At 46.9% G+C, this 26,224-nt stretch carries 20 protein-coding genes; 1 reads left to right on the top strand and 19 read right to left on the bottom strand.

The window, feature by feature from the left end:
* Positions 1-17: 17 nt before the first annotated feature.
* From ftsZ to RJ41_RS07030, 17 genes are all read right to left on the bottom strand, one after another.
* Entirely contained in the window at positions 18-1,184 is a 1,167-nt protein-coding gene (ftsZ, locus tag RJ41_RS06950) for a cell division protein FtsZ (RefSeq protein WP_039218654.1), read from the bottom strand.
* Positions 1,185-1,293: 109 nt separating this feature from the next.
* Complete coding sequence (ftsA, locus tag RJ41_RS06955; RefSeq protein ID WP_014980043.1) at positions 1,294-2,523, bottom strand: cell division protein FtsA; 1,230 nt, start codon at positions 2,521-2,523, stop codon at positions 1,294-1,296.
* Positions 2,524-2,530: 7 nt separating this feature from the next.
* Positions 2,531-3,301 carry a cell division protein FtsQ/DivIB gene (locus tag RJ41_RS06960; protein ID WP_014977223.1) on the bottom strand — a complete coding sequence of 257 codons (771 nt, stop codon included), beginning with the start codon at positions 3,299-3,301 and terminating at the stop codon, positions 2,531-2,533.
* Between the two features lie 2 nt (positions 3,302-3,303).
* Positions 3,304-4,287, bottom strand: coding sequence for a D-alanine--D-alanine ligase (locus RJ41_RS06965; protein WP_039218657.1), 984 nt, complete (start codon positions 4,285-4,287; stop codon positions 3,304-3,306).
* A 1-nt stretch (position 4,288) separates the two neighbouring features.
* On the bottom strand, positions 4,289-5,734 hold the full coding sequence (gene murC / locus RJ41_RS06970) for a UDP-N-acetylmuramate--L-alanine ligase (RefSeq protein WP_039218659.1): 1,446 nt from the start codon (positions 5,732-5,734) through the stop codon (positions 4,289-4,291).
* On the bottom strand, positions 5,734-6,852 hold the full coding sequence (murG, locus tag RJ41_RS06975) for an undecaprenyldiphospho-muramoylpentapeptide beta-N-acetylglucosaminyltransferase (protein WP_039218661.1): 1,119 nt from the start codon (positions 6,850-6,852) through the stop codon (positions 5,734-5,736). Before murG ends, murC begins: the two co-directional genes overlap by 1 nt.
* The gene (ftsW, locus tag RJ41_RS06980; RefSeq protein WP_039218663.1) at positions 6,845-8,269 is read right to left on the bottom strand and encodes a cell division protein FtsW; all 1,425 of its coding nucleotides are present in this window, start codon (positions 8,267-8,269) and stop codon (positions 6,845-6,847) included. The genes murG and ftsW overlap by 8 nt, the downstream gene beginning before the upstream one ends.
* On the bottom strand, positions 8,266-9,786 hold the full coding sequence (gene murD, locus RJ41_RS06985) for a UDP-N-acetylmuramoyl-L-alanine--D-glutamate ligase (RefSeq protein ID WP_039218665.1): 1,521 nt from the start codon (positions 9,784-9,786) through the stop codon (positions 8,266-8,268). The genes ftsW and murD overlap by 4 nt, the downstream gene beginning before the upstream one ends.
* Positions 9,787-9,807: 21 nt before the next feature.
* Positions 9,808-10,890: a phospho-N-acetylmuramoyl-pentapeptide-transferase gene (gene mraY, locus RJ41_RS06990; protein WP_014950432.1), complete on the bottom strand. Its 1,083-nt coding sequence runs from the start codon at positions 10,888-10,890 to the stop codon at positions 9,808-9,810.
* Complete coding sequence (locus RJ41_RS06995; protein WP_039218671.1) at positions 10,884-12,293, bottom strand: UDP-N-acetylmuramoyl-tripeptide--D-alanyl-D-alanine ligase; 1,410 nt, start codon at positions 12,291-12,293, stop codon at positions 10,884-10,886. Before RJ41_RS06995 ends, mraY begins: the two co-directional genes overlap by 7 nt.
* On the bottom strand, positions 12,290-13,855 hold the full coding sequence (locus RJ41_RS07000) for a UDP-N-acetylmuramoyl-L-alanyl-D-glutamate--2,6-diaminopimelate ligase (RefSeq protein ID WP_039218673.1): 1,566 nt from the start codon (positions 13,853-13,855) through the stop codon (positions 12,290-12,292). Before RJ41_RS07000 ends, RJ41_RS06995 begins: the two co-directional genes overlap by 4 nt.
* Positions 13,845-15,620 carry a penicillin-binding transpeptidase domain-containing protein gene (locus RJ41_RS07005; RefSeq protein ID WP_039218675.1) on the bottom strand — a complete coding sequence of 592 codons (1,776 nt, stop codon included), beginning with the start codon at positions 15,618-15,620 and terminating at the stop codon, positions 13,845-13,847. The genes RJ41_RS07000 and RJ41_RS07005 overlap by 11 nt, the downstream gene beginning before the upstream one ends.
* Complete coding sequence (gene ftsL / locus RJ41_RS07010; protein ID WP_014999277.1) at positions 15,617-15,952, bottom strand: cell division protein FtsL; 336 nt, start codon at positions 15,950-15,952, stop codon at positions 15,617-15,619. Before ftsL ends, RJ41_RS07005 begins: the two co-directional genes overlap by 4 nt.
* Positions 15,949-16,890, bottom strand: a complete 942-nt coding sequence (rsmH, locus tag RJ41_RS07015; protein WP_039218677.1) for a 16S rRNA (cytosine(1402)-N(4))-methyltransferase RsmH — start codon at positions 16,888-16,890, stop codon at positions 15,949-15,951. Before rsmH ends, ftsL begins: the two co-directional genes overlap by 4 nt.
* A complete protein-coding gene (mraZ, locus tag RJ41_RS07020; protein ID WP_039218679.1) occupies positions 16,887-17,345 on the bottom strand; it encodes a division/cell wall cluster transcriptional repressor MraZ in 459 nt (152 codons plus the stop codon). Before mraZ ends, rsmH begins: the two co-directional genes overlap by 4 nt.
* 424 nt (positions 17,346-17,769) lie before the next feature.
* On the bottom strand, positions 17,770-18,594 hold the full coding sequence (locus tag RJ41_RS07025; protein WP_039218680.1) for a putative porin: 825 nt from the start codon (positions 18,592-18,594) through the stop codon (positions 17,770-17,772).
* Between the two features lie 157 nt (positions 18,595-18,751).
* Complete coding sequence (locus tag RJ41_RS07030) at positions 18,752-19,522, bottom strand: SapC family protein (RefSeq protein WP_039218682.1); 771 nt, start codon at positions 19,520-19,522, stop codon at positions 18,752-18,754.
* A 393-nt stretch (positions 19,523-19,915) separates the two neighbouring features.
* Between RJ41_RS07030 and RJ41_RS07035 the strand changes: the two genes are divergently transcribed.
* On the top strand, positions 19,916-21,166 hold the full coding sequence (locus RJ41_RS07035; RefSeq protein WP_039218684.1) for a dipeptidase: 1,251 nt from the start codon (positions 19,916-19,918) through the stop codon (positions 21,164-21,166).
* Between the two features lie 84 nt (positions 21,167-21,250).
* Here the strand turns inward: RJ41_RS07035 and RJ41_RS07040 are convergent, their stop codons facing one another.
* On the bottom strand, positions 21,251-24,514 hold the full coding sequence (locus tag RJ41_RS07040; protein WP_039218686.1) for an efflux RND transporter permease subunit: 3,264 nt from the start codon (positions 24,512-24,514) through the stop codon (positions 21,251-21,253).
* Complete coding sequence (locus RJ41_RS07045; protein ID WP_039218687.1) at positions 24,507-26,222, bottom strand: efflux RND transporter periplasmic adaptor subunit; 1,716 nt, start codon at positions 26,220-26,222, stop codon at positions 24,507-24,509. The genes RJ41_RS07040 and RJ41_RS07045 overlap by 8 nt, the downstream gene beginning before the upstream one ends.
* Positions 26,223-26,224: the final 2 nt, after the last annotated feature.

The raw sequence follows: 26,224 nt of genomic DNA on the forward strand, positions 1-26,224 counted from the left end.
CGTTTCAGGCAGCTAAATTAGTCTGCCTGCTTACGAAGAAACGCAGGAATATCTAAATATTCCAAATCGTTGTCTGGCTGCGCACTATCATCAGCTTTTAGCGCCTGGTTGCCCTCTGTACCGCCTACTGCAGAACGTGGCTCACTTGATTGCGTGTTACCGTATTCTTTTGCAGGCTGAGTTAGACGAGAACCTTCAGAGCTAACTAGCGAAATGTCAGGCTTGCGCTCTGCGCCAATACCGGTTGCAACAACCGTTACGCGAAGCTCGTCTGTCATTTCCATATCGATAACCGTACCAACAACCACTGTGGCGTTCTCTGAAGCAAACGCTTTAACGGCGTTACCTACAGTCTCGAACTCGTCAATAGCGAAATCTGGACCTGCCGTAATATTCACAAGAATACCGCGCGCACCTGACAAATCGATATCTTCAAGAAGCGGGCTAGCAATCGCTGCTTCAGCAGCTTCTTCTGCACGATCAGGACCGCTTGCAGCACCACTACCCATCATGGCTTTACCCATTTCAGACATAACAGTACGTACGTCTGCAAAGTCAACGTTGATAAGGCCAGGGCGGGTGATAAGCTCGGCAATACCTTGAACTGCACCGCGTAATACGTCATTTGCTGCGCTAAACGCTTGAAGAAGCGGCGTGCCCGGACCCATTACTTTAAGTAGTTTTTCGTTTGGAATGGTAATTAGCGAGTCAACGTTGTTAGACAGTTCGACAATGCCCTGTTCCGCAAACGAAGTACGCTTTTTACCTTCAAATGGGAATGGCTTAGTTACCACAGCTACCGTAAGAATACCCATTTCACGTGCAATCTTCGCCACTTCTGGCGCTGCACCCGTACCTGTACCACCACCCATACCGGCAGTGATGAAAACCATATCTGCACCGTCTAGCGCCTGACGAATGGTTTCTCTGTCTTCTTGTGCTGCTTCTCGACCAATGTTCGGATCAGCACCCGCACCTAACCCTTTCGTTACACTTGAGCCAATTTGAAGTGTAACGTCGGCACTTGAGCTACGAAGCACCTGTGCATCGGTGTTAACTGCAATAAATTCCACGCCTTCAATGCTTTGAGACACCATGTGCTCAACGGCATTGCCGCCGCCGCCACCGACACCGATGACTTTGATTACGGCTTCTTCGCCGTGACTATCCATTAATTCGAACATACTTACTCTCCGGTTGTACGTCTTTTTAAACACTACGCCAGGTCATTCCCTTAGGCTAATTGCTTCCTGCTAGCCTTGATGCCGTAGCTATAGCGCCCCCAAAATAAAATTAAAATTCACCTTTAAACCAGCTTTGCACTCGATGAAATAAACTTTCACCGGTCTTCTGCGTACTGGACTTCTTATTATCAGATTGTACTTTGCCATATTGCAGCAGTCCTACGACTGTCGCAAAGCCAGCATCATCAACATATTCGGACAAGCCTTTTACGTTGATGGGTTTGCCCACGCGCACGGGCATCTGGAAAAGTTCTTCGGCAAATTCCACAGCTCCTTCCATCTTAGCGGTACCGCCAGTAAGTACAAGACCTGCTGCGATTTGCTCTTCCAGACCGCTGGCACGAATTTCATCATGTACCAGCTCAAAAAGCTCTTGATAGCGAGGTTCTATAACCTCAGCTAACGTATGGCGAGACATCACTCTAGCTGGGCGTCCACCTACGCTAGGTACTTCAATGCTGTCTTCCATACTCACCATATCTTTCAATGCACAGGCGTAATTCACCTTAATTTCTTCTGCATTGCTAATAGGCGTTCTAAATATTTTAGCGATGTCGCTGGTAATTTGATTACCCGCAACCGGTATTACCGCCGTGTGGCGAATAGCGCCATCAGTGTAGATAACCATATCCATAGTACCACCACCGATATCAACCACGCATACGCCAAGCTCGCGCTCGTCGTCAGTCAGTACCGCATAACTTGATGCCAACGCTGAAAAGATCAGCTGATCGGCATTAAGTTCACAACGCTCAACACATTTCACCATGTTTTTCGCCATATCGTCGGCACAGGTAATAATGTGAGCATCCGCTTCCATTCTTACTCCTGACATACCGATAGGGTTCTTAATCCCTTCCTGCACATCAATAGTAAATTCTTGTGGTAACACGTGTAGTAAACGACGTTCCGCTGCAATTGGCACACTACGCGCTGCATGAATAACGTTATCTACGTCTTCTTGTGTTACTTCCTGATTGTTAATCGGTACCATGCCATTTTCATTTTGGCACTTAACGTGTCGTCCCGAGATAGACATAAAAACTGAAGACACACGGCAATCTGCCATTAACTCCATCTCGTTTACAGCACGCTGGACTGATTTAACCACCAGGTTCAAATCGTTAACGCCGCCCTTATCCATGCCTTTCGATGCATGGGTGCCCACGCCAACAATACTGATTTGATCATCTTCTAGTAATTCACCCACCACGGCCTTTACTTGGCTGGTGCCGATATCTAGTCCTACAATCAAATTGCGTTCAGCAGGTTTTGACATGGTTTCCTTAACTCTCTTCATCTGTGGCGCTGTCGTCTTTCCATCCGACTGCTACGCCCGTGTCATAGCGAAGGTCGACGTATTTCACCGCCTTCTCTTGTTGCGCCAGAAGTGGATAAACATCAATAAAGCGTTGTAGCCTATCGATAAACTCCTGACGTCCTAAATTCAATTTAATGCCGTTTTTCAACTGCACTTGCCATGCAAATCGCTCGCTTAAGGACAGCTCGTCTAACGTCATATCCGTCGTCGCAATCAACGCGTGCATGGCGTTGTAGCCTTCAAGGGCGGTTTTTTCGCTACCACCCGGGCCGTAAAGGCGCGGTAAGTCTAACTTCACGCCTTCGTCGTTAAACGTATCGCCATAAGGGTTTAACAACAAATCTTCATTCCATTGCGCAACCGGCTGCTGCTCAACCAAATAAATTTTTAACGTATTTGGCCACTTTTTTCTTACTGACGCGCGATAAACCCAAGGCTGCGCTTCAACAAGCTCAAATACTTCGTTGACATCAAGCGCGAAAAAGCTTCCAGGCTGCGCCTTGCGTATTAACCGCTCTAGCTTGGTAATATCGATGTGCTGATAATCACCAGAAAAATCGATAACCTGTACCGGCATTTGCTGTTCATCCTGCAAATACTGGTTTGCTTTAAGCCCACCAAACACTAATCCAGCAATAACAAACAGTAAGAAAGCGACGCCGCCCCAGACTGCCGTTTTACTTTTGCCACTCTTTGCAGAAGCGGGCTTACCTTGATTAGTGTTGGTATCAGCCACGTTTACGCCTTGTTTGCAACGTCATCAAAACTGGTAGAAAGAATACTTAATACCAGTTCATCAAAAGTTAGTCCTGCAACTTTGGCTGCCTTCGGCACCAAACTTTTTTCTGTCATGCCAGGCACTGTGTTCGCCTCTAGCAAATAAAATTGCCTTTGGTTGTCCTGCATAACGTCAATTCTACCCCAGCCGCTGCCAGAAATAGCATCAAAAGCACGGGATGCTAGTTTTGATAGCTGTGCTTCTTGCTCTTCAGACAAGCCGCTTGGGCAATAGTATTCTGTTGTATTATCCTGATATTTCGCAGCATAATCATAGAATGTATGTGGAGTAGACATGCGAATAGACGGCAACGCCTGTCCCTGCAATACAGAAACAGTGAATTCGGGGCCATCTATATACTGCTCCAACAGGACTTGATTATCGTATTTAAAGGCGTCCTGAATGGCAGTTTCGAGCTGTTTAGCGCTTGTCACTCTCGCCATGCCAATACTCGACCCTTCTCTGGCCGGTTTTACCATGACTTCATTCCCCAATTTATCCATTATAGCGCTGCACTTACCAGCTTCAAAGTGCCTTTTATCAGCAATTTCATATTTTGCAGTGGGTAAGCCTAAACTTTGCCACACTTGCTTAGTATGAATTTTGTCCATTGCCAGCGCAGAACCTAAAACTCGGCTTCCCGTGTAGGGGATTTTTAGGAACTGAAGGGCTCCTTGCATAGAGCCATCTTCACCACCGCGACCGTGCAGCATAATTAGTGCTCTATCAACGTTGAGGTCGATAAGGTCGGTCAGAGGTCGCTCTGCTGGGTCAAACGCAAACGCATCTACGCCTTGTCGTAACAATGCATTTAACACCGCATTGCCCGAATTAAGCGATACTTCCCGTTCAGCAGAGTCACCGCCGAGCAGCACAGCTACTTTGCCATACTCGTTCGGCGAGTGGGTTTTCTGTGAGTGAATACTTACTGAAGGTGTAAACATCTTATTCCCCTTCCTTTGCAAGTGTGATCGGCTCTAGCGCGTGACGAGCTAAGAGCTTAGCAATTTGTCCGATGTTACCCGCCCCTTGGGTCATAACGATGTCGCCATCTTGCATGATATTCGCCAAAATAGCTGGTAAGGCGTCTTTGTCACCTACGTATACAGGCTCTATTTGACCGCGCTGACGAATGGAACGGCATAGCGCTTTACTGTCAGCGCCTTCAATAGGTTGTTCACTGGCAGCATATACATCCAGAAGCAACAAGGCATCAACACTCGACAGTACTTCAACAAAGTCCTCGTAAAGGTCGCGGGTTCGCGTAAAGCGATGTGGTTGATAAACCATTACTAAGCGCTTATCAGGCCAGTTTGCACGAGCCGCAGCGATAGTCGCCCTTACTTCCGTCGGGTGGTGACCATAATCATCCACCAAACACACCTCACCTTTGCTGGTATTAAACGTACCTAACTGCTCGAAACGACGACCTATTCCACCAAAGCTGGCTAATGCGCGAATGATAGCGTCGTCATCTACACCTTCATCTGTTGCGACAGCGATAGCAGCAAGGGCATTTAGCACATTGTGGTTACCGGTGAGGTTCAACGTTATATCTAGCGGTTCGCGTTCTGGGCGAATGACCGTAAAATTCGCTTTACCGAATGACAGAGAAACATTTTCTGCGCGATAGTCATTATGTGATTCAAAACCATAGGTAAGAATGCTTCGACCTATACGAGGGCGAATTTCTTGGATATTTGCATCGTCACCGCACACGATGGCTTGACCATAAAACGGTAGGTTCGACAAGAAATCAACAAAGGTATCTTTCACCTTTGAGAAGTCGCCACCATAAGTATCCATATGGTCAGCTTCAATGTTGGTCACCACAGAAACCATTGGCTGCAAATGAAGAAACGACGCATCGCTCTCGTCAGCCTCTGCGATTAGATAACGGCTTTTACCCAAACGCGCATTCGTACCAGCACTGTTAAGCAAACCGCCGATAACAAACGTAGGGTCATACTCCGCTTCTGCGAAAATCGTTGAAATTAAACTGGTTGTGGTAGTTTTGCCGTGGGTACCCGCCACCGCAATACCGTGGCGGAATCGCATCAATTCTGCCAGCATTTCTGCACGGCGAATAATTGGAATGCGCTTTTCACGAGCAACAATAATCTCTGGATTTTGCTCATTGATAGCGCTAGACACCACAATAACGTCCATGCCTTCGACATTTTCCGCACGGTGGCCTATTTTCACATCAGCACCTAATTCGCTTAAGCGCTGTGTCATTGGCCCTTCTTGAATGTCAGAGCCAGCAATAGCATAACCTTCGTTCAGTAATACTTCGGCAATACCACCCATACCGGCACCGCCGATACCAATAAAGAATATATTTTTCACCCTGCGCATTTGCGGGCTTTCAAATGGGGTTTTAAAAACCATTAGTCCCCTACTCCTACCACGCTTTTAACGTGGCTTACTACATGTTCCGTGGCATGAGTGCTTGCACATGTTTTTGCTACAGCGCCCATCTTTAAGCAGTCTTCAGGGTGTTGTAACCACTGACGCACCGCCTGCCCTAAATTTTCTTTTAAAACTGATTGAGCGATCATTAATGCCGCATTTTGCTTTACTAACGACTGCGCATTTTTTGTTTGATGATCGTCAACCGCAAAAGGTAGCGGTACGAAAATCGCCGCGCGTCCGGCAGCTGCAACTTCACTTACCGTAAGCGCACCGGCTCTACAGACAACAAAGTCTGCCCATTCATAAGCTGCGGCCATGTCATCAATAAAATCACTGACATCGATTTTCGACATATCTGCGCCCACCGACATATATGCCTGCGAAACACCTTCACTGTTACCTTTACCGCACTGGTGCTTTATCGATAACCCATCGAGTACACCGCATGTTTCTGGGACGGTTTCATTGAGAATTTGCGCGCCTAAACTGCCGCCTACAACAAGTAAATTAAGGCCTTGTTTATGTTCTGTGGTGTTTTCACGAGCGTCTGTGTCAATGTCTACAGATTTGGGCTTCACCTGCCAAATTTCATCACGGACAGGATTGCCAACAGTATGCACCTTAGCCCCTACACCTGAAAATTGTTCTTTAGCATCGTTAAAGCCAAGCAATACGCGGCTTGCGATTTTACTAAGCAGCTTATTGGTCATGCCCGCAGCAGCATTTTGCTCATGTACTATCACAGGAATACCTAAGCTTTTTGCGGCAACGCCGCCTGGGCCGCTAGCGTAACCACCAAATCCGACAACGATATCAGGTTGAAGGCGCTTTATAATTCGTCTTGCAGAAAATAAGCTTTTAACTAATGCAACAGCACCTTGAAGACGTGCCGTAACACCTTTGCCACGAAGCCCTTTTACCGGAATAAAGTGAATAGGTATGTCGTGCTTAGGCACAACTTGCGCTTCCATCCGCTCGGCGGTGCCTAGCCAATGAATGTCCCAACCTTCATTTCGAAGCGCGTTTGCCACTGCAAGTCCTGGAAAAACATGTCCGCCTGTACCGCCAGCCATAATTAAGCAACGCTTAGCCATTATCTGCCTCCTGCGCTATCCGCGCGAGTATAGCTTTAATGCCAGCTTTTCCTTCATCTTCTGCGCTTGATCTTTTGGCGCTAGGTTTAGCTTCAACCGTCACTGTAGAAAAGTCAGCTTCGTCGCTCTTGTGCTCTGCACTCGCCCAACTTTCAGCATGTGCCGCTTTAGATTGCGACGCGTTAGTAGGAATAGGCTTTTTACGGCGGGCTTTGCTTTTACCGGACTTGCTATCGCCTCGGCCAATCGCCTGTACGCCATCAACCCTCAATTCAAAATCGATACGAAGTAATATGGCTACCGCTACTGACATAATGATAAGTGATGAACCGCCGTAACTAACTAACGGCAGTGTTAGCCCTTTGGTTGGCAGGATACCGGCGCTTGCACCAATATTTACCGCCGTTTGGAAACTAAACCAAATGCCTATGCTGTAAGCCATGTAACCATCAAACGCTCGCCCTTTTTCAAGTGCCTTATTTCCAATGCTCAGCGCACGCAACACCATCCACAAAATTAGGCCGAGTACGGCAAGCACACCAACGAAGCCCAGCTCTTCCGCTAAGATCGCCATAACAAAGTCAGTGTGTGCTTCGGGTAAGAACTCCAGTTTTTGCAAACTATTGCCTAGGCCTTGTCCGAACCAGTTACCGCGGCCATAGGCCATTAAAGACTGGGTGAGCTGATAACCAGCGCCAAACGGATCAGCCCAAGGGTCTAAAAAGGAGGTAACCCGTTTCATTCGGTATTCTTCAAACACGATAAGCGCTACAACTGCCAATATGCCTGCAAACACTAGTGCGAAGAACTGCCAAAGTCGTGCACCCGCTAAAAACAACAGGCCGATTGTGGTTGCAAACATCACAACGACGGTACCTAAGTCTGGCTGTAGCAGTAATAGCATCGCTAACGCAAAGAACACGACAAGGGGTTTAATAAATCCTTTTAGATTTTCGGTAACTTCTTCGTAGCGGCGAACCAGATAACCCGCCAAATATGCAAAGAAAAAGAGCTTAGCTGGCTCGGCAGCTTGAATAGTGATAGGCCCAATAGCCAGCCAACGGGTGCTCCCGTTTACAGTTCTTCCCACTACCAGTACTGCTAGTAATAGCGCTATAGCCGCGAGCAGAAGATAAGGGTTGGTCATGCGCCAAAACTGCATGGGCAAATTGAGCACTACCATAGCGGCAACGATCGCCCCAACAATGTAAATACCGTGGCGAATAGCAAAATAGAAGGGATTGTCGTGCAGCCTATCGGCCACCGGCATAGACGCCGAGGTAACAATAACAACTCCAATGCTCATCAGTGCAAGCGCAATTAATATCAGCGTCACATCATAGGGTTGCGTTGCCGAGGGCTGCCCGTCGTGCTTCGCGGCAAATAACGCGCTAAGTTTAGTAGAGGCAGTCATCATGATGTAACCCCCACAGCGCCCTTGCCCTTACTGTGTAAATTATGTAGGTCGTGTACATCTTGTTTAAACACATCACCGCGATGCATATAGTTCTTAAACATATCTAAACTTGCACACGCAGGCGAAAGCAGCACAACATCACCAGGGGCAGCAAGTCTTGTTGCTGCTTTTACGGCGTCTTTCATGGTTGCCACACGAGTAGTATGCGCAAAACTCTTTTCAAACAAGTGTGCATCTTTGCCCAATGCAAACACGTGCGAGACATATTTAGTCAGATAAGGCGAGAGGCTGGCTATATCAGCACCTTTAGCGTCACCACCTGCAATAAGAATCAGCTTTCCTTGTATAGTCGGAGCTAACCCTTCAAGGGCCGCGACGGTGGCGCCAATGTTGGTTGCTTTAGAATCGTCGATATAACGGATGTCGTTTACACGAGCTATTTCCACACAGCGATGTGGTGCAGATTTAAAACTGTACAAGTGTTTAACCGCGAGCGCTGGCGAAACACCTAGCTGAAGGCAGATACCCAATGCAGCCATGATGTTTAGTACGTTGTGCATGCCCGCAAAATGAATATCGCTAAGGGCTATAAGCTTTTCGCCTTTAAACGTTATATATAGACTTTGTTCATCGTCACGAGCACTATCGTCACCGTCAAAAGACGCAATCGCAAACCCTGTGGTCGACTCTCCCAGTCCATATTCAACGATATTTTTTGACGCTAGCGACTCTTCATTAGACGCGGCATTAGATTCGCCATCAGATACTGCATTTGATGCAGCATTACCCTTAGCGTCAGCAATAATCTGCTCGTCTGGCGCTACAAGCTCACCATCTCGCCATACAATCGCAGATTTCGCGTTATCAAAAATGCGATGCTTGGCATCGATATAGGCTTCAAGGGTGCCGTGACGGTCTAGGTGATCATCGGAAATATTAAGGACAGTAGCAGCTTCGAGCACCAAGCTAGACGTTGTTTCAAGTTGAAAACTTGATAACTCCATCACCACTACATCTGCATCACTTTGAAGCGCTTCAAGCACAGGGCGGCCTACGTTACCCGCTTCAATACTTTTTACGCCGCAGCTTTTGAGCAGATGGTTCACTAGTAAAGTAACCGTGGTTTTACCGTTAGAGCCGGTTATACCTACTACGCGCTTAGCTGGCGTAGCACCACTCGTGGAGGCATTTAAACGGGCGAACAATTCCACGTCGCCGATCACTTCAACACCACACTTTTGCGCTAAAGCCACTTGTTCAATATTCAGAGCAAGCCCCGGGCTTAATACCAAGGTGTCTACACAATCAAAGTAATCTTCGCTTAGGGCAGTGCAAGTGACCTTCTCTGCCATAAACGCTTGCATGTCAGTATCAAGATCACCAGGTGCAGAAAAATTAGCACGTGTATCAAATGCTTTAACCGTTGCCTGCTTTTGCAACAAAAAGCGCACGCAAGCCTGACCTGTAACACCTAGGCCACCGACTACATAACTATGCTCACGTACGTTATACGACATTACGATTTATCTCTTTACCGCTTATCTAAGTTTAAGGGTAGCTAAACCCACCAACACCAAAATGATTGAAATGATCCAAAAACGCACTATTACACGCGGCTCTGGCCAGCCCTTCAATTCATAGTGATGGTGAATGGGCGCCATACGAAAAATACGCTGGCCACGCAATTTGTAAGAACCTACCTGAAGGATGACCGACAGGGTTTCCATAACAAAAACACCACCCATGATGATTAACACGAGTTCTTGGCGCACTAATACAGCTAACACACCTAGTGTGCCGCCTAGCGCTAGTGAGCCAACGTCACCCATAAATACTTGTGCCGGATACGTGTTAAACCATAAAAAGCCTAATCCTGCACCGACCATAGCGGTACACACAATCACCAGTTCGCTGGTGAGCGGAATATGAGGAATATTCAGGTATTCAGCAAAGTTCGCATTACCTGTCACATAGGCAAAAATGGCAAATGCGCCTGCCACCAATATAGTGGGAACAATGGCAAGTCCATCCAATCCATCGGTAAGATTTACCGCGTTACTTGTGCCTACAATGGCAAAGTAGGTAATAATGATGAAGAACGCACCTAACTGCGGGAACACTTCTTTGAAGAAAGGCACCAGTAGTGAGGTTTCAGCGCTTATTGTTGCACTGCTGTATAGATAGAATGCAACGCCTAACGCAACCACAGATTGCCAGAAATATTTCCAACGGGCGATAAGCCCCTTCGAATCTTTACGGATCACTTTTCTGTAGTCGTCAACAAACCCAATAATACCGTAGGCCACAACCACGGTTAGGGTTACCAATACATAACGATTAGTAAGGTCAGCCCAAAGCAGGCCGCTTACTACAATTGCTGCGAGTATAAGTAACCCGCCCATAGTGGGCGTGCCTGATTTTGATAAATGGCTTTGTGGGCCATCGTCTCGTACAGTTTGACCAATTTGCATGCGCTGCAAATAACGAATCATCTTAGGGCCAATTAAAATGGCAATAAGCAATGCGGTCAGCGTGCTTAAAATTGCGCGAAGGGTAAGGTATGAAAATACGTTAAACCCTGAATCGAATTGTGTCAGCCAGTCGGCTAGCCAAATTAACATGCTATTCGCTCCCGACGGCTATCGTGCTTTCCCAGCGTAGAGGCCTCGACCGCCTCTACCACACGTTCCATTTTGGAACTGCGTGAACCTTTAACTAAAATTGAAATATCGCGCTGCTGCACTAACAAATCACTCTCCATTGCGGCCAACAAACTTTCAACATCGCTGAAATGACCACCGTTTTCATTAAACACAGCACTGGCTGATTGACTCAAAACACCCATGGTATACAGGTAATTAATTCCTTTTTGTTTAGCGTATTCCCCTACCTGCTCGTGGTAGAAACGCGCTTTTTCACCCAACTCTTTCATGTCGCCTAGCACGAGAACGCGGATGCCTGAAAAGCTGCTTAATGTATCAATTGCTGCATTAACAGACGCTACGTTGGCGTTGTAGGTGTCATCTAATAGGCGAACTTGTTCGGTAAGCTGTTTCACATTCAAGCGACCGCTAACTTGCTTCATAGCAAGTAGACCGTCTCGCACATTTTCCAATGTGGCGCCAACTTGTAGTGTTAGCGCTGCAGCAACAAGGGCATTACCCACGTTATGAACGCCAGGAATAGTCAGTTGAATAGACATATCACCCTGCGGGCAAACCAAATGGAATGCGGCGCAGCCATCTAATCCAATAGTGATATCTTCTGCTCTAAAGTCAGCGTCGTTTTTCTGCTGCGGGGAAAACGTAAGCGTTTTGGTCTGTTTAAGTTTGCCTTGCCAAAATTCAGAAAACTGACTATCAACGTTAACTATCGCCACGCCATCACTGCCTAAGCCTTTAAAAATTTCACTTTTGGCGCGCGCCACACCTAGCAAACTTCCAAAACCTTCTAGATGAGAAGCGGCGGCGTTTACGATAGTCGCTACGTCCGGCTTTACGAGGTTCGTGGTATAGGTGATTTCACCCATGTGATTTGCGCCTAGCTCCATAACCGCGTATTCATGCTGAGGCTCTAGGCGTAAAAGGGTTAGCGGCACGCCGATATCGTTATTGAAGTTACCGTTTGTGGCTAATACATTGCCTCTTCGCGCCAAAATAGCGGCACACATTTCCTTTACGGTGGTTTTGCCACTGCTTCCGGTAATCGCAATCGTTTTGGGCGCCACATAAGCTTTTACTGCCGCACCTAATAGACCAAGTGCTTCTTTGGTATCTTCAACCATGATGACAGGTAACGAGGTCGCTACGCTTTCACTGGCAATAACCGCACTTGCTCCCGCTTTCTCTGCCGTTGGAATAAAATCATGGCCATTAAAATTCGGACCTTTCAAGGCTAAGTAAACTGCGCCATCTTCAAGGGTGCGGGTATCGGTACTTACCGCTGACACTTCAACGTCAGCAGCATCGTTCAATAATTTTCCATTAACCTTTTCGGCTATCCATGACAGCGTTGTTGTTATCATTTGCTGTACTCCTGTTGCAGTCGCGCCACAACTGCACGTTCGTTATAGTTAGTCTTTTTGTCACCGATAATTTGGTAATCTTCATGGCCTTTTCCGGCCACAATGATGATGTCGCTTTCGTGCGCATGCTCAAGGCAATGACGAATAGCTTGCTCGCGATCGGGAATTGACACTGCCAGCTCACGGTTCTTCAAACCCGCAATGATATCCTCGGCGATAGATTCAGGGCTTTCACTGCGACTGTTATCTGTGGTGATCACAATAGCGTCAGCACCAACCTCGGCAGCCTGCCCCATTAACGGTCGCTTGCCTTTGTCTCTGTCTCCGCCACAGCCAAACACACACCACACTTTGCCCGTTGTATGGAATTTGGCGCTTAACAGCACTTTCTCCAGAGCGTCTGGCGTATGCGCGTAGTCCACCACTAAGTTAGCCGCACCCGTTACAGGGAAAACTTCCATTCGCCCGGGAACGGGCGTGATTGCATTTACCGCGTTAACCACGTCATCAAAACGCTCTCCTTCAGCGAGTAACGTACCTATAGCACTAAGTACATTGCTGATATTGAACTTCCCGAATAGCGGCAGCGAAATAGCAGCGCTTCCCCACGAGCTCACCAGCTCAAAACTACATCCACCGGCATGATAAGAAGCATTTGTGGCGAAACAATGGCGACTTTGAGGATTGTTATGCGCTCGCAAGCACTCACTATCGCCGCTTCCATCCAGACCACTTTCGTCTATACCTGACCAGACGCGTGTGATCGACTTATCTGCTGCACCATCCCACTTCTTACTTTCATCATCATTAGCGTTTAATACCACAGCCTTTAAACCTGGCTGCTGAAGCAGCAAGCGCTTGGCTTTACCGTACTCTTCCATGGTGCCGTGATAATCGAGATGGTCTCGAGTAAGGTTAGTGAAAACAGCGATATCGGTTTTTACTGTACCAAGCCGACCTTGAACCAATGCGTGAGAACTTGCTTCGAAAGCCGTATGGCGCACTTCACTTTGCACAAAGTCTGCCAACAAATATTGCATACGTATGGCATCGGGCGTAGTGTTTGCTGCCGGCGTGTTCGACCACTGGGTTTCATCGCCTTCAAACACACTGCTCCCTAGAGTTCCGATGCTTGCACTACGTGTACCTAACGCATCCTTAAGCTGGGTAAGCAATTGAACTGTTGAGGTTTTTCCGTTTGTCCCTGTCACTGCCACCGTCGTCATTTTCTGAGCAGGGTAGTCGTAAAATGCAGCAGCTAACGCAGAGAGCATTTGTGGTAATTCATACAGCGAGATAATGACGCTGTGGTCACGCATTTCCATCTGACCATGGGCACTACTGTCTTCAGTTTGCGCCAGAATTACACGGGCCCCTAAACTTATTGCTTGGGGTATGAAATCTCGTCCATCACGTTCGTGGCCCTTAATTGCTAAGAACGCTAAGCGTGTATTCACTTCTCGGCTGTCTAGCGTTAAACCTTCAATGCGGATATCTGGGGCGTCTACACCAAATTTCGCCAATAAAGCTTTTATACTTTGAATAAAGGCACTAACTACCACTTTGACCTCCTTTCAATAAGCGGCTAGATGTAACCTGCTTGTCATCGGGCGTAACGTTTAACATGTGCAATGCGCCACCCATAATTGATGAAAAGACAGGTGCAGCGGTATCCCCCGCGTGATACAAATCACCGCCGGGTTCGTTGATCAATACAATTGTCACTAATCTTGGGTCAGATACTGGTGCAATACCGGCGAAAATATTGACGTACTCTTCACCGTACCCGCCGGCTACCGCTTTTCTACTTGTTCCTGTTTTACCTGCTACGCGATAGCCCGGAACCGCTGCTTTTGTTGCCGTGCCGCCACGCTGAGTGACGCTTTCCATCATTTGAACAATGGCTTTTGCGTTTTCTTCGCTGATCACCCGTTCTGATTGAGCTTGCCACGACGGTTGTTCCGGTGACTTGATGATATTAAGTGGTGTTTTTATACCGCCATTTGCCAACGTTGCGTAAAGACGCCCCAACTGTGCTGTAGTTACAGAGATGCCGTATCCAAATGACAGCGTGGCTAGCTCAAATTCAGACCAGCGACTGCGCTCATGAAAGATACCGCTACTCTCACCCGCCATGTTAAGCCCGGTATCGCTCATTAAGCCCATATTGTAATAGGTATCCAGCAGGAACTGTTTAGGCACAGAAAGCGCCAGCTTCGACGTCCCCATATTTGAGGAATGCTGAATAATTTCTTCCAGCGTAAGTTCGCCGTAGTTACGCGAATCTTTTACTAGGCTGCCGCCTAATCGCATCCATCCTGGATGAGTGTTTACTGAGTCTTCAGGCTCCACTTCACCGAACTCTAATGCAGTAAGGACGGCCAGCGGTTTTAGCGCCGAGCCTGGTTCGAACGCATCGGTAATAACCCTGTTACGCATTCTGTGCGCAGAAATATCGCTTCTATCGTTAGGGTTGAATGACGGTGCATTCACCATGGCTAATACATCACCACTTTTTACATCGATAACAATGGCAGAAGCCGAGCTTGATTGATAATAAATCATGGCTTCTTTTATCTCTTTGTAAGCAAGAGCTTGAATACGTTGGTCAATAGTCAGCTGTAAATCGCCGGCCTTTTCGCCTGAAGTAGTTTCTAAAATCTCAACTTGACGACCTTTCGCGTCACGGCGAATTTTGCGAGAGCCTGGCGTCCCCGTTAGCCACTCGTTGTACATGCGCTCTAAGCCTTCAACCCCTGTGTCATCAACATCGGTTACGCCGATTAACTGCGCTGAAACTTCGCCTGTAGGATAGTAGCGGCGACTTTCGCGGCGAAGATAGATGCCCGGAATGTCCAGTTTATCTACGTACTCGGCCATGGCAGGCGACACCTGACGCTGTAAATAGACGAAGCGGCGTTTGGGGTTTGCCACTTTTTCTTTGAGTTCATTCACGTCTTGGCGCAGTACATCCGCCAGCGCTTCCCAGCGGCGCTCTTCCTCAAAGCCGTTATTTTCATGAATAATTTTTGGATCTGCGTAAATTGCGCGGACAGGAACACTCACCGCTAGTTCAACGCCATTTCTGTCGGTAATAAGCCCGCGATAGGTCGGCATATCTCGGGTTCTAAGCGTGCGGTTGTCACCCTGTTGAATTAACTCGTCTGGTTCAATAACTTGGATGTAGGCCGCGCGGGCAGCCAACACGCCGAAAACCAGCATGATTACGACAAGCACAACCACAAAACGCCAGTGCACTAAGCTTGGCGTTACATTTTGTTTTGCACCGGTCTTTTTACGTTGGCGAGAAAGCGCGGTTGTACTCATTTTAACCTCACCACTACTTCATCATCTGCGGTTGGACGGTACATTTCTAATTGTTTTTCAACCAGGTTTTCTATGCGGTTGTGCTCGGTTAACGCACGTTGCTCAAGCACAAGGTTACGCCACTCAACATCAAGCTCATCTTTCTCTTGCATGAGGTCTTCAAGGGCAATGACCTGCTGTCTGTTGTGATGGCTGCTAAGCGTTACCGCCATTGCACTTACGATAACCATTAAATACAACAAAACCCGCAACTTGTTGCGGGTCAAATCTGAAACAATTATTAGCAGTAATTTAAAATTAGTGCTGGCCTTGTCTGGCGCGGCTTTGGTCATAACTTTTCTGCCACACGTAATACCGAACTGCGAGAGCGAACGTTGTTCGCAATCTCCTGTTCTGAAGGTTTTATCGCTTTGCCCAAGGCTTTTAGCACTTTATCTGCATCTATTTCAGCCTGAGTAATCGGTAAGTTGTGTGGTACTGATTTCCCTTTACTTTGATCCTTAATGAAGCGTTTTACTAAACGGTCTTCAAGCGAGTGAAACGAAATAACGGCAAGACGACCTTCTTTCGCCAACACCTGTGTCGCCGCTTTAAGGCCCACGCGAAGTTGCTCCAGCTCCGCATTGATATAAATGCGAATGCCTTGGAATGCACGGGTAGCCGGATGTTTAAACTTATCCTTTACAGGAACCGCTTCGTCGATGATCTTGGCTAGCTGAGCAGTGCGTGTGATAGGCGTTTCTTTGCGCGTATTTACGATGGCATGGGCTATGCGTTTGCCGAACTTCTCTTCGCCAAACTCTTTAATAACCTGCGTAATGTCTTGTTCTTCGGCGCTAGCCAGCCAGTCTGCAGCACTTTGTCCACGAGAGGTGTCCATACGCATATCCAGCGGGCCGTCACGTAAAAAGCTAAAGCCACGCTCGGCATCGTCAAGTTGAGGTGAAGACACGCCCAAATCCATAAGCACACCGTCAATCTTACCGGTTAACCCTAGCGCTTCGATTTCTTCTGCCATATCACCAAACGGTGAATGGATAATGCTAAAACGCTTGTCATCGGCAAAGCGTTCTGCCGCTTTGATTGCTTGTGGGTCACGGTCAAACGCGATAAGACGCCCGTTTTCGCCCAATGCATCCAAAATATGTGCAGAATGCCCACCACGGCCAAACGTAGCATCAATATAAATACCGCTTGGCTTAATCGCCAGGGCTTCAATGCACTCATCAAGCAATACTGAAATATGTTTAAATTCGCTAGGCTGCGTCATAGAGAAAAGTCCTGTAATCGTTCGGTAAGTTCAAATTCGCCTTTGCGTTCGGTGTCTATATCAGCTTCAACTTGTTGTGCCCAAATATCGGCATCCCAAATTTCGAATTTGTTTAACTGACCAACTAACATGACTTCTTTTGAGAGTTTTGCGAATTTTCGCAGTGGTGTGGGAACAAGAATACGACCGCTTTTGTCCATCTCGCCTTCAGAGGCATACCCAAGGAGCAATCGCTGAAGGCGACGCTCGGCTGGGATCATGCTTGAAAGTTTAGAGAGTTTAAGCTCAATCTCTTCCCATTCGGGAAGTGGGTAAAGCAGCAAACAACTTTGTTGTGTATCGACTGTGCAGACTAGTTGTCCCTGACAATCATCCAGCAGCGACTGACGATACTTCGTCGGTATAGCCAGTCTGCCTTTTGTATCCAGATTGATTGCGTTAGCGCCGCGGAACATTCCCCTAGCCTTTTATTATTTGCTCTTGGTTTTCTTGTTTTTTGAGTACTAATCTGCAAAGTGATGATGATTTGATCCACAATTCGCCACATTTACCCACTGAGTTACAGTTTAGGTACCAATGATCCCCACTGTCAAGTAGAAAAAAGGCGTGAAAGCCGCATAAACACTGGGTTTAAACTGTCTTTATATACAGTTGTTTTAGGAAGTGTATGATTAGGCGTGTAAAAAAGATTAAAAAATATTCAGGCAGGGAAAATTAAACTTCAAATTTATCGATGAACGGCTGTTTTTAACTACGTTAAAGATGCTTGTTAACTTAAAAATGATTTATAGGTACAAACGCAAAAAATGAACTACCAACCGAAGCTGATAGTTCATTGTTAGTAATTGCTAGCTATGAATATCTGGTGGCTGACTTGCTTTAAAAGCGGTAAGAAGCCGTAAGTGACGCGACATCGCTTTCAATATCACTGTCGATATCGGTTTCATAGCTTGCTGATACTGAGAACTGCTCATTTACCCAGTAATCTAAAGCCACCCCTGCTGTTTTTAAGTTGTCAAAGCCATCTGGCGCGTTGGTATAGCTATAGCTACCTTGAACACTCAAAGCTGGGCTAAAGAAGTAACGCGCACTTCCAGATAATACATCAACATCGTCGGCAATATATTGGGCGGTCAAGTCCCAACCCGTTCCCCCGTTACCTACCGTAGTATAGCGTGTAAATACAAGTGGTGAAGTTTCATTCTCACTTTCGCTATAGCTATTTGTACCGTCATTAATTTCATAATTGGCGCGCTGATAAATTAAACCTGCGCCTATCTGCCATTGACGTGACAAATTAAACCCTACTTTTACATCGATATTGGTGTAATCCTCATCACCAAAGTCTTCGTCAAATTTACTGTGAGCCCCTTCTATAGCAAGCATCCAAGTATCGTCTAGGTAAAAAGTACTTCCTAGGTTAAATACATCAATACCATCGAGTGTGGCGTAGCCGCCAGACAGACTAGATACGCGCTGTAGATAAGGGTTAATAAGGTAAGCGCCGCTGTTTCCGCTCACTTCATCAAGGTAGCGCACATATCTTGCACCGTAGAGTTTGTCATTCAGCCCCTCAAAATCAACGGCAGTTACTTGTACTTCGTTTTGCGTAGCTGCATGAGCAGCCGTCATTGCGAATACTGATGCGGTGATAATTGAAAGTGAAGTTAGCGTAGTTTTTAGCTTATTAGTGTTAGTGTTCATGTCTTTTGTCCTTAAAAATGTGTTGGGAACGAGATGTAAGATAAGACATTAAAACTTAACGGTTTCTGAACGAAACATGACGAAGTCTGAACGTGAATTTTAGGTACAAAAAAACCCGCAACTTTGCGGGTTTTTAAACTTAAAAATGAGGGAGCGATTACGCGTTTGGCGCCGCTTCAGGTGCTGCTTCTTCTGCTTTAACCGCAGAAAGCTGCATGCTGCGAATTGGGTTTTCTGTGTCGTTGGAAAGCTCAACAAGGCGGTTTAGCTGCCCAACAGACATCATGACTGCGTAGATAGCACCTAGGAAGCCTTGCTTGTGTAGCTCAAGCACCTGATCTTCTGGTAGTTCAAGAAGCTTCTTCTCGTTGATGCTCATCATGCCAGTAACATTGCGCTGTTTACCATCTTTGTAGGTAAGGCGAATTTGAATTTGATCAAGCAGGTCTAGTTCAACCACTTTAGCAACAAAACGCTGAGTTAGCATTTCGCTATTCGCTAGGTCTGCTAGGAATTTCTGACGGCTATCTAGGAACTCGCTTGCTTCACCCGCTTCAGTGAATAGCGCTTGGCCTTCGTCAGAAATAAGGTCAGAGTTTTCATCTATGTAAACGCCAAGCTTGTCGCCGTCTGGACGCACATCAAACGGATAGCGAAGGATGTTCATTGGAACGTGTGGGCCTCTCCAGCTGTCGCCAGTTAGAAAAAGGTTTTGACCTTGTTCCATACCAAGCATAGTCACGACGTGGTGACGCTTAGACGTAGTGTCTTCAATGAACACTAGCGGCATTGTTGCAGCTAGTTGTGCAAACTCACGGATAGTTGCTGCTGCAAGGTGTGTATTTTTCGCAAAGCTGAAAGATGTGTTTACCGCAACCTTTAGGTCTTTATGCTTTTCTTTATCTAGCGGTACAAAATTAATAGCCATATTTATTTCTCATACTTGTTAGCTGTGGCCCCGGCTTGATTTTGTGAGAAGAGCGGGTGCCACTAAAAAATTACGTCGGCCGCGCTGATGCATAGTAGTCATCGATAATTGGCGGAGCGCTTGGGAGTATCCCGTATTCGCGCAATGAAGTCACGCAGTCTTCACCATAACAAGTTTTAAATTTTTATTGCAATGTAAACTTGAAGTAAACAAGCACAAGCGCTCTAAAAATGAGCAATATCGACTAATTTAGGGGTTAACAAGAGCGAACTGAGGTAAATGCGTAGCAAGTAAAAGCCTATTGTCGCAGTGAGCATTATCCTTTAGTCTCGTATTGCTATTAAGTTAGCGGTTGTTGACCTAAGCGATAAAAAAACAAAATAAGGATTTTCTATGAAGGGGCGCTTCCCACTCTCATCTTGCGCATTATTTATCTCTGCGCTTTTTGCTTCACACTCTGCATTTGCTGAGACCTCAATTTATTCAGCATCTGAAAAAGCTATTAAGATCGCACAAGAAACTATTATTGTTGATGGTCACATCGATGTACCTTATCGCGTAAAGGAAAAGTGGGTTGATGTGACTAAAGCCACCGAGGGCGGTGACTTCGATTACCCTCGCGCAGTATCTGGCGGCTTGAACGCTCCTTTTATGAGTATTTACGTACCTGCTAGTTTAGACAACTCTCCAGAATCTACGCAGCTTGCCCATGAGCTCATCGATTCAGTAGAAGCCATTGTTGCCCGTGCACCTGATAAATTTGCCATTGCTAAAAGCCCTTCGGACGTAAAATCCCAATTTGAAAAAGGGTTAATTTCAATGCCAATGGGCATGGAAAATGGTTCTCCTATTCAAGGTGATTTAGCTAATTTAACGGCTTTTTACGAGCGTGGCATTCGCTACATCACCCTCGCCCACAGTCAAGCCAACCATATTTCTGACTCTTCGTATGACCTGCGCAGAAAATGGAAAGGCCTTAGCCCGTTTGGCAAAACCTTAGTGGGCGAAATGAACAACATCGGCATCATGCTGGATATTTCTCATGTGTCTGACGACGCCTTCTACCAAGTTATTGAGTTAACAAAGGTACCAGTCATAGCATCACATTCTTCACTGCGCCGCTTTACTCCAGGTTTTGAGCGCAACATGGACGACGAGATGATTAAAAAACTCGGCGAAAATGGCGGTGTTATTATGATTAACTTTGGTTCTAGTTTTGTTTCTAAAGAAGCTGGCAAATGGCGTAGTGGCCTCACTGCTGCGCGCAAAGCCTTGGTTGAAAAAGAAGGCGAAGACAGCCCTAAGCTAGAGAACTTTGAAGAGAATTATCGCAAAGAAGTACCTTACCCTTATTCAACCCTTGATGAAGTGCTTGACCATATCGATCACGTGGTAAAACTTATTGGTGTTGATCATGTAGGTATTGGTTCAGACTATGATGGTGTAGGTGACTCACTCCCCATTGGGCTTAAAGATGTGGCGAGTTTTCCAAACCTAGTACAAGGATTGCTGGATAGAGGTTATAGCCGTACCGACATTGAAAAGATATTGAGCGGAAACCTTTTGCGCGTTTGGCAACAAGTTGAGGATTATGCGAAAGAGCATGCGGAAGGTTATACGGAAAATCATGTGGCATCGCACTAGTCGCGCAACGCCTTAAAAACGAAGCTTAGGGAAGCGTGTTATCGCTTCCCTATTCTTTATTACTGTATCACACGTTCACTTCTATTATTTTTTGCGTGACACAATTAAGTAAAACGCGCTTGGCAATACCAACAGCGTTAATACCAGTGCACTCGCCATACCGCCTACCATAGGCGCTGCAATTCGCTGCATCACCTCACTACCGGTTCCAGTGGCATAAAGCACAGGCAACAAGCCCACAATAATAGAAAGCGATGTCATCATGACTGGGCGAAGTCTTGCCGAGGCGGCATGGACAATAGCCTTTTTCACAAGCTCATCTTTTTTAGTGTTGCCATTTTCTGTTGCGTGGCTAGTGAGTGCTTCTGATACATATTGGTTTAGATAGACCAGCATGATAACGCCTATTTCTACCGCTACACCTGCTAAGGCAATAAACCCAACACCTACCGCCACCGACAGATTGAAGTTAAGAAGATAAAGCAACCATACGCTGCCCACCAGCGCCAACGGTAAGGTAGCGAGTATGAGTGCCACATCGCGAAGGCGTTTAAATGCCAGATAAAGCAAAAGGCAGATAATGGCCAACGTTAGCGGTATAACTACCGACAGTTTTGCTTTCGCGCGCTCAAGGTAAGCAAACTGCCCCGCCCACGTAATAGAGTATCCAGTGGGTAAATCAAGGTGCTGTGACAAATGACGTTTCGCGCTATCTACATAGCCCCCCAAGTCAATACCTGTGGCCGAGTCTGACGAGATATCAATGTATACCCACCCATTTAATCGGGCATTTTCGCTTTTAATCCCCGCCGGCCCGTCGTCAATACGCACAGTTGACACATCGCCAAGGGTAATGTGAACACCGCTTGGTGTGACGAAAGGCATGGATGCTAAAGATTCAGGCGTACCGCGGTAGTGCTGTAAAAAACGCATGGCGATAGGAAAACGCTCACGCCCTTCCACTGATTGTGTAACCACTTTGCCGCCCACTGCCGAGCCTACAATACTGTGAACATCGTCTATCGTCATGCCGTAGCGCGCCGCCAACTGCCTGTCGATATCGATATAAACGTAACGGCCACCCACCACACGCTCAGCGTATACTGATGCTGTATTGGGCAGGTCTTTAAGCAGTATCTCAATATCCTTTCCTATGGCTTCAATGCCTGCTAGGTCAGGCCCCGCAATCTTGATCCCAACAGGGGTTTTTATCCCGGTTGCCAACATGTCGATACGGGTTTTAATTGGCATTACCCACGCATTGGTCAGCCCTGGAAATTGCACCAGAGCGTTAAGCTCTTCTTTGAGCTTTTCAGTGGTCATGCCCGCCCTCCACTGGGCTTTCGGTTTAAGCTGAATGAAGGTTTCAATCATCGTCAATGGTGCAGGGTCTGTGGCCGTATCTGCGCGTCCAATTTTCCCGAATACCGTTTCAACCTCGGGCAAGGTTGCAATAAGCTTGTCCGTCTGCTGTAAAAGCTCTCTGGCTTTACCCACTGAAATACCCGGATAGGTAGTAGGCATATACATCAAATCGCCTTCGTCCAGTTCGGGCATAAATTCGCTACCTAGTTGGTTTAACGGCCAGTACATGGAAAGCAATAAGCAAAATGCCCCCGCCAAGGTGAGCAGTGGGTAGTTGAGCAGCCGCGTTAGCAATGGCTGATACACACGTTCTAAAGCTCGATTTACCGGGTTCTGGGCTTCAGATCGTATTTTTCCGCGTACGAAATAACCCGCCAGCACAGGAACTAAAGTAATTGCCAGCGCCGCAGCTGCTGCCATGGCATAGGTTTTGGTAAAGGCAAGAGGCGCAAAAAGACGACCTTCTTGCGCTTCCAATGCAAAAACAGGAATAAAGGATACGGTTATAATTAGGAGCGCAAAGAATAAAGCTGGACCAACTTCGGTGGTCGACTTAATCACCAGTTCCCAACGTTTGGCTGCCGAAAGCTTTGCAGAAGTTGGTATAGATGTTTGCGACTGGGCACTCCCTGACCCAACCTGACTTGCTGAATCCCTTTGACTCGCTGAATCCCTTTGACTCGCTGAGGCTCCCTGACTTGATGAAACAGCATGCTGATGAATGTGCTTGTGTAAATTTTCAACCACAACAATAGCGCCATCCACCATTGCACCGATAGCGATAGCAATGCCACCTAAAGACATGATGTTGGCATTAAGTCCCTGCAGCTTCATTACGATAAAGGCGGCGAGAATACCAATAGGCAAACTGATTAGCGCAACCATAGATGAACGTATGTGAAACAAGAAGATAGCGCATACCAAACCAACAACCAGCAATTCCTCCACCAACTTATTGGTGAGGGTATCGACGGACTTATCAATAAGGGTGGAGCGATCGTACACGGGAACGATATTCACCCCTTCCGGCAAGCTCGCTTTTAATGAATCCAGCTTAGCTTTAACCGCATCGATAGTGGCTTTTGCGTTTTCGCCATAGCGCATAACTATAATGCCACCCACGGTTTCGCCATTCCCGTTTAGTTCAGCAATACCGCGGCGCATCAACGGGCTTTCTACCACTTGTGCTACATCGTTAATCGTTATGCTAACGCCGTCCTTAATAACACCTGTGGGCAACGCCAGTATGTCGTCAATGCCCTGAATGTAGCTTTGCGCACTAACCATGTACTCTGCCTCGGCCATTTCAATAACCGAAGCGCCTGACGCGCGGTTACCCCGTTTAAGGGCAATTTCTATCATGGATGGCTGAATGTTGTAGGCACGTAATTTTTCAGGGTCGACAATAACTTGGTATTGTTTGACCATCCCTCCAACAGACGCAACTTCAGATACGCCTTCAACTGACTGAAGCTCAAACTTCAAGAACCAGTCTTGCAACGCCCTTAACTCACCAGCATCTAGCGCATTTGGCTGACTAGCATCGTTCTCCAACGCATAAATGTAAACCCAACCTACCCCTGTCGCATCTGGACCTAACTGAGGTGTCACGCCTTCTGGAAGTTGCGAAGACGCTTGGCTTAGGTATTCCAGAACACGGCTTCGAGCCCAGTACATGTCTGTATCGTCATCAAAGATTATATATACGTAGGCATCGCCGAAGAATGAATACCCTCGCACCGTCTGTGCGCCAGGCACTGACATTAGCGCAGAGGTGAGAGGAAACGTCACCTGATCTTCCACCACTTGCGGCGACTGACCGGGATAGCTTACTTTCACTATAACTTGGACATCAGATAAATCAGGGATAGCATCAACGGGGGTGTTTTTCACCGCCCAGACACCAGCAATACTGAGCATAATAGCGCTCAGCAATACCATTATTCTATTGTTTACCGACCAGCGAATTACCGATTCAATCATGGTGCATATGCTCCTTATGATTTATCGATTTTTGTTCTGCCGACTCGTGAGCATCGCTTTGCTCTCCATTGCCCTTCAGGTTGCCTGCATCATGTTTATGATTGCTGTGACCTGAGTCATGCACCATGCCCTTGTCCACCGCATTTTCACTACGCTTTCGCATATCAATAACCGTGAATTCTTCGCCAGTCACAAAGGTGAACATGATGTTGTCACCTTCACTAAACTGAGATAAATCAATATGCTTTGATACTGCAAATGACATTGTCGCAGGTCCCCGTCCCCACTTTTCTATCGGTCCGCGAGCGATCACTAATTTTGCGTTATTCGAAGCGCCATTCGTTTCGTTTTCAGTCGGCAAATCAATTGCCTCTATAGTACCTGTTGTCGTGGCCTGGTGATCGGGCGCTTTCATTCGTTCAAAGTCACTGCTTTTCGACGACTCTGAATCAATCAAAAATTGTGCTGATACCACAACATCATCCTCTGGGAGCAAGCCTTCAACTACTTCAAAATGTGTACTATCGCTTTGCCCCAGTGTTACGCGTACCGACTTAAAATTGCCATCGCCATCACTGAGTACCACTTTTGCGCCCTCAGCCGTGCGAATAACGGCACTGCGAGGAACCAGTAACGCCGCTTTGCGTTGAGTAGGCGTAATTGCAACGTGAGCAAACATATTGGGCTTTAACGTGTGATTGTTATTGTTTAGCGGTATGCGCACTTTCAAGGTTCGGGTAGTTTCTGACAAAGACGGATAAATATACTCTACGTGGCTTTGCCATTTAGCATCAGTCGCATGGTCCATTTCGTCGAGGGTAACCACAGCGCCATTATGAGGCGCTATGACTTGCGCGTACTTTTCAGGTACTTCTGCAATCACCCACACCGTATCTAGCTGTGCGATGCTCATCAAGGTTGTCCCGGGCTGAACGTAAAACCCCTCCCGAATATTCAGCGCTTCTACTACACCGCTTTGCGGCGCATTAAATGTGACGGTTTGTGCTACCCGTCTACTTTTCTGCAATTCTTCGATAACGCCCTTTGATAGCCCTAGAGTTTTTAGGCGCTCGGCTGCGCCCTGAATTAAACGTGAATCTCCTCGCTTAAGAGCTAAAACGTATTCTTCTTGTGCGCTAACTAATTCTGGCGAATACAGGGTATAAAGTGCCTGTCCTTTTTCTACTTGCTCACCTTGAGATTTAATGAAAAGCCTGTCGACCCAACCTGATACTCTAGGGTGGATGTGCACAATGCTATCTTCATCGTAGGCAACGTTGCCCACCGCCGTTACGGTCTGTTGAAGTGTTCCAATGGTAACGGGCGCGATTTTAACACCTATATTGTGCTGTACATTTGGCGCAATCATTACGGTACCAGGCGTACGCTCATTACTTTTCGCAGATGTTGCTTCGTCATTGGCGTATACTGGCACCAAGTCCATTCCCATTGGTGACTTTCCCGGTTTGTCACGGCGATAGCTGTCATCCATAGGCGCTACCCAATATAAAGGGGTTTTATTGTCAGCTTCGTCGCTGTGGTTGTTTACTCCGCTGTGGGCACTTTCACCATTTCCGTGTTTTGATGAATCAGGCAACAATAGTGATGCCAAGCCGAACGCTATCAGGCCGCCAAATAGCAGACCTATGAGTAAGCCCTTTATTAGCGTGCTTTTTGTATCTGGAGCAGGGTTAGTTGAAGATGTCATAT

Source organism: Alteromonas marina, assembly GCF_000808575.1.
GTDB classification, from domain to species: domain Bacteria; phylum Pseudomonadota; class Gammaproteobacteria; order Enterobacterales; family Alteromonadaceae; genus Alteromonas; species Alteromonas marina_A.

Bases quoted from the DNA above. Each gene is read 5' to 3' on its own strand.
- RJ41_RS07005 (WP_039218675.1), bottom strand. From the start codon at position 15,620: ATGAGTACAACCGCGCTTTCTCGCCAACGTAAAAAGACCGGTGCAAAA.
- ftsW (WP_039218663.1), bottom strand. From the start codon at position 8,269: ATGATGACTGCCTCTACTAAACTTAGCGCGTTATTTGCCGCGAAGCAC.
- RJ41_RS07035 (WP_039218684.1), top strand. From the start codon at position 19,916: ATGAAGGGGCGCTTCCCACTCTCATCTTGCGCATTATTTATCTCTGCG.
- ftsL (WP_014999277.1), bottom strand. From the start codon at position 15,952: ATGACCAAAGCCGCGCCAGACAAGGCCAGCACTAATTTTAAATTACTG.
- RJ41_RS07045 (WP_039218687.1), bottom strand. From the start codon at position 26,222: ATGACATCTTCAACTAACCCTGCTCCAGATACAAAAAGCACGCTAATA.
- RJ41_RS07030 (WP_039218682.1), bottom strand. From the start codon at position 19,522: ATGGCTATTAATTTTGTACCGCTAGATAAAGAAAAGCATAAAGACCTA.
- mraY (WP_014950432.1), bottom strand. From the start codon at position 10,890: ATGTTAATTTGGCTAGCCGACTGGCTGACACAATTCGATTCAGGGTTT.
- ftsZ (WP_039218654.1), bottom strand. From the start codon at position 1,184: ATGTTCGAATTAATGGATAGTCACGGCGAAGAAGCCGTAATCAAAGTC.
- mraZ (WP_039218679.1), bottom strand. From the start codon at position 17,345: ATGTTCCGCGGCGCTAACGCAATCAATCTGGATACAAAAGGCAGACTG.
- RJ41_RS06995 (WP_039218671.1), bottom strand. From the start codon at position 12,293: ATGATAACAACAACGCTGTCATGGATAGCCGAAAAGGTTAATGGAAAA.
- RJ41_RS07025 (WP_039218680.1), bottom strand. From the start codon at position 18,594: ATGAACACTAACACTAATAAGCTAAAAACTACGCTAACTTCACTTTCA.
- murC (WP_039218659.1), bottom strand. From the start codon at position 5,734: ATGGTTTTTAAAACCCCATTTGAAAGCCCGCAAATGCGCAGGGTGAAA.
- murD (WP_039218665.1), bottom strand. From the start codon at position 9,786: ATGTCGTATAACGTACGTGAGCATAGTTATGTAGTCGGTGGCCTAGGT.
- RJ41_RS07040 (WP_039218686.1), bottom strand. From the start codon at position 24,514: ATGATTGAATCGGTAATTCGCTGGTCGGTAAACAATAGAATAATGGTA.
- RJ41_RS06965 (WP_039218657.1), bottom strand. From the start codon at position 4,287: ATGTTTACACCTTCAGTAAGTATTCACTCACAGAAAACCCACTCGCCG.
- ftsA (WP_014980043.1), bottom strand. From the start codon at position 2,523: ATGTCAAAACCTGCTGAACGCAATTTGATTGTAGGACTAGATATCGGC.
- rsmH (WP_039218677.1), bottom strand. From the start codon at position 16,890: ATGACGCAGCCTAGCGAATTTAAACATATTTCAGTATTGCTTGATGAG.
- murG (WP_039218661.1), bottom strand. From the start codon at position 6,852: ATGGCTAAGCGTTGCTTAATTATGGCTGGCGGTACAGGCGGACATGTT.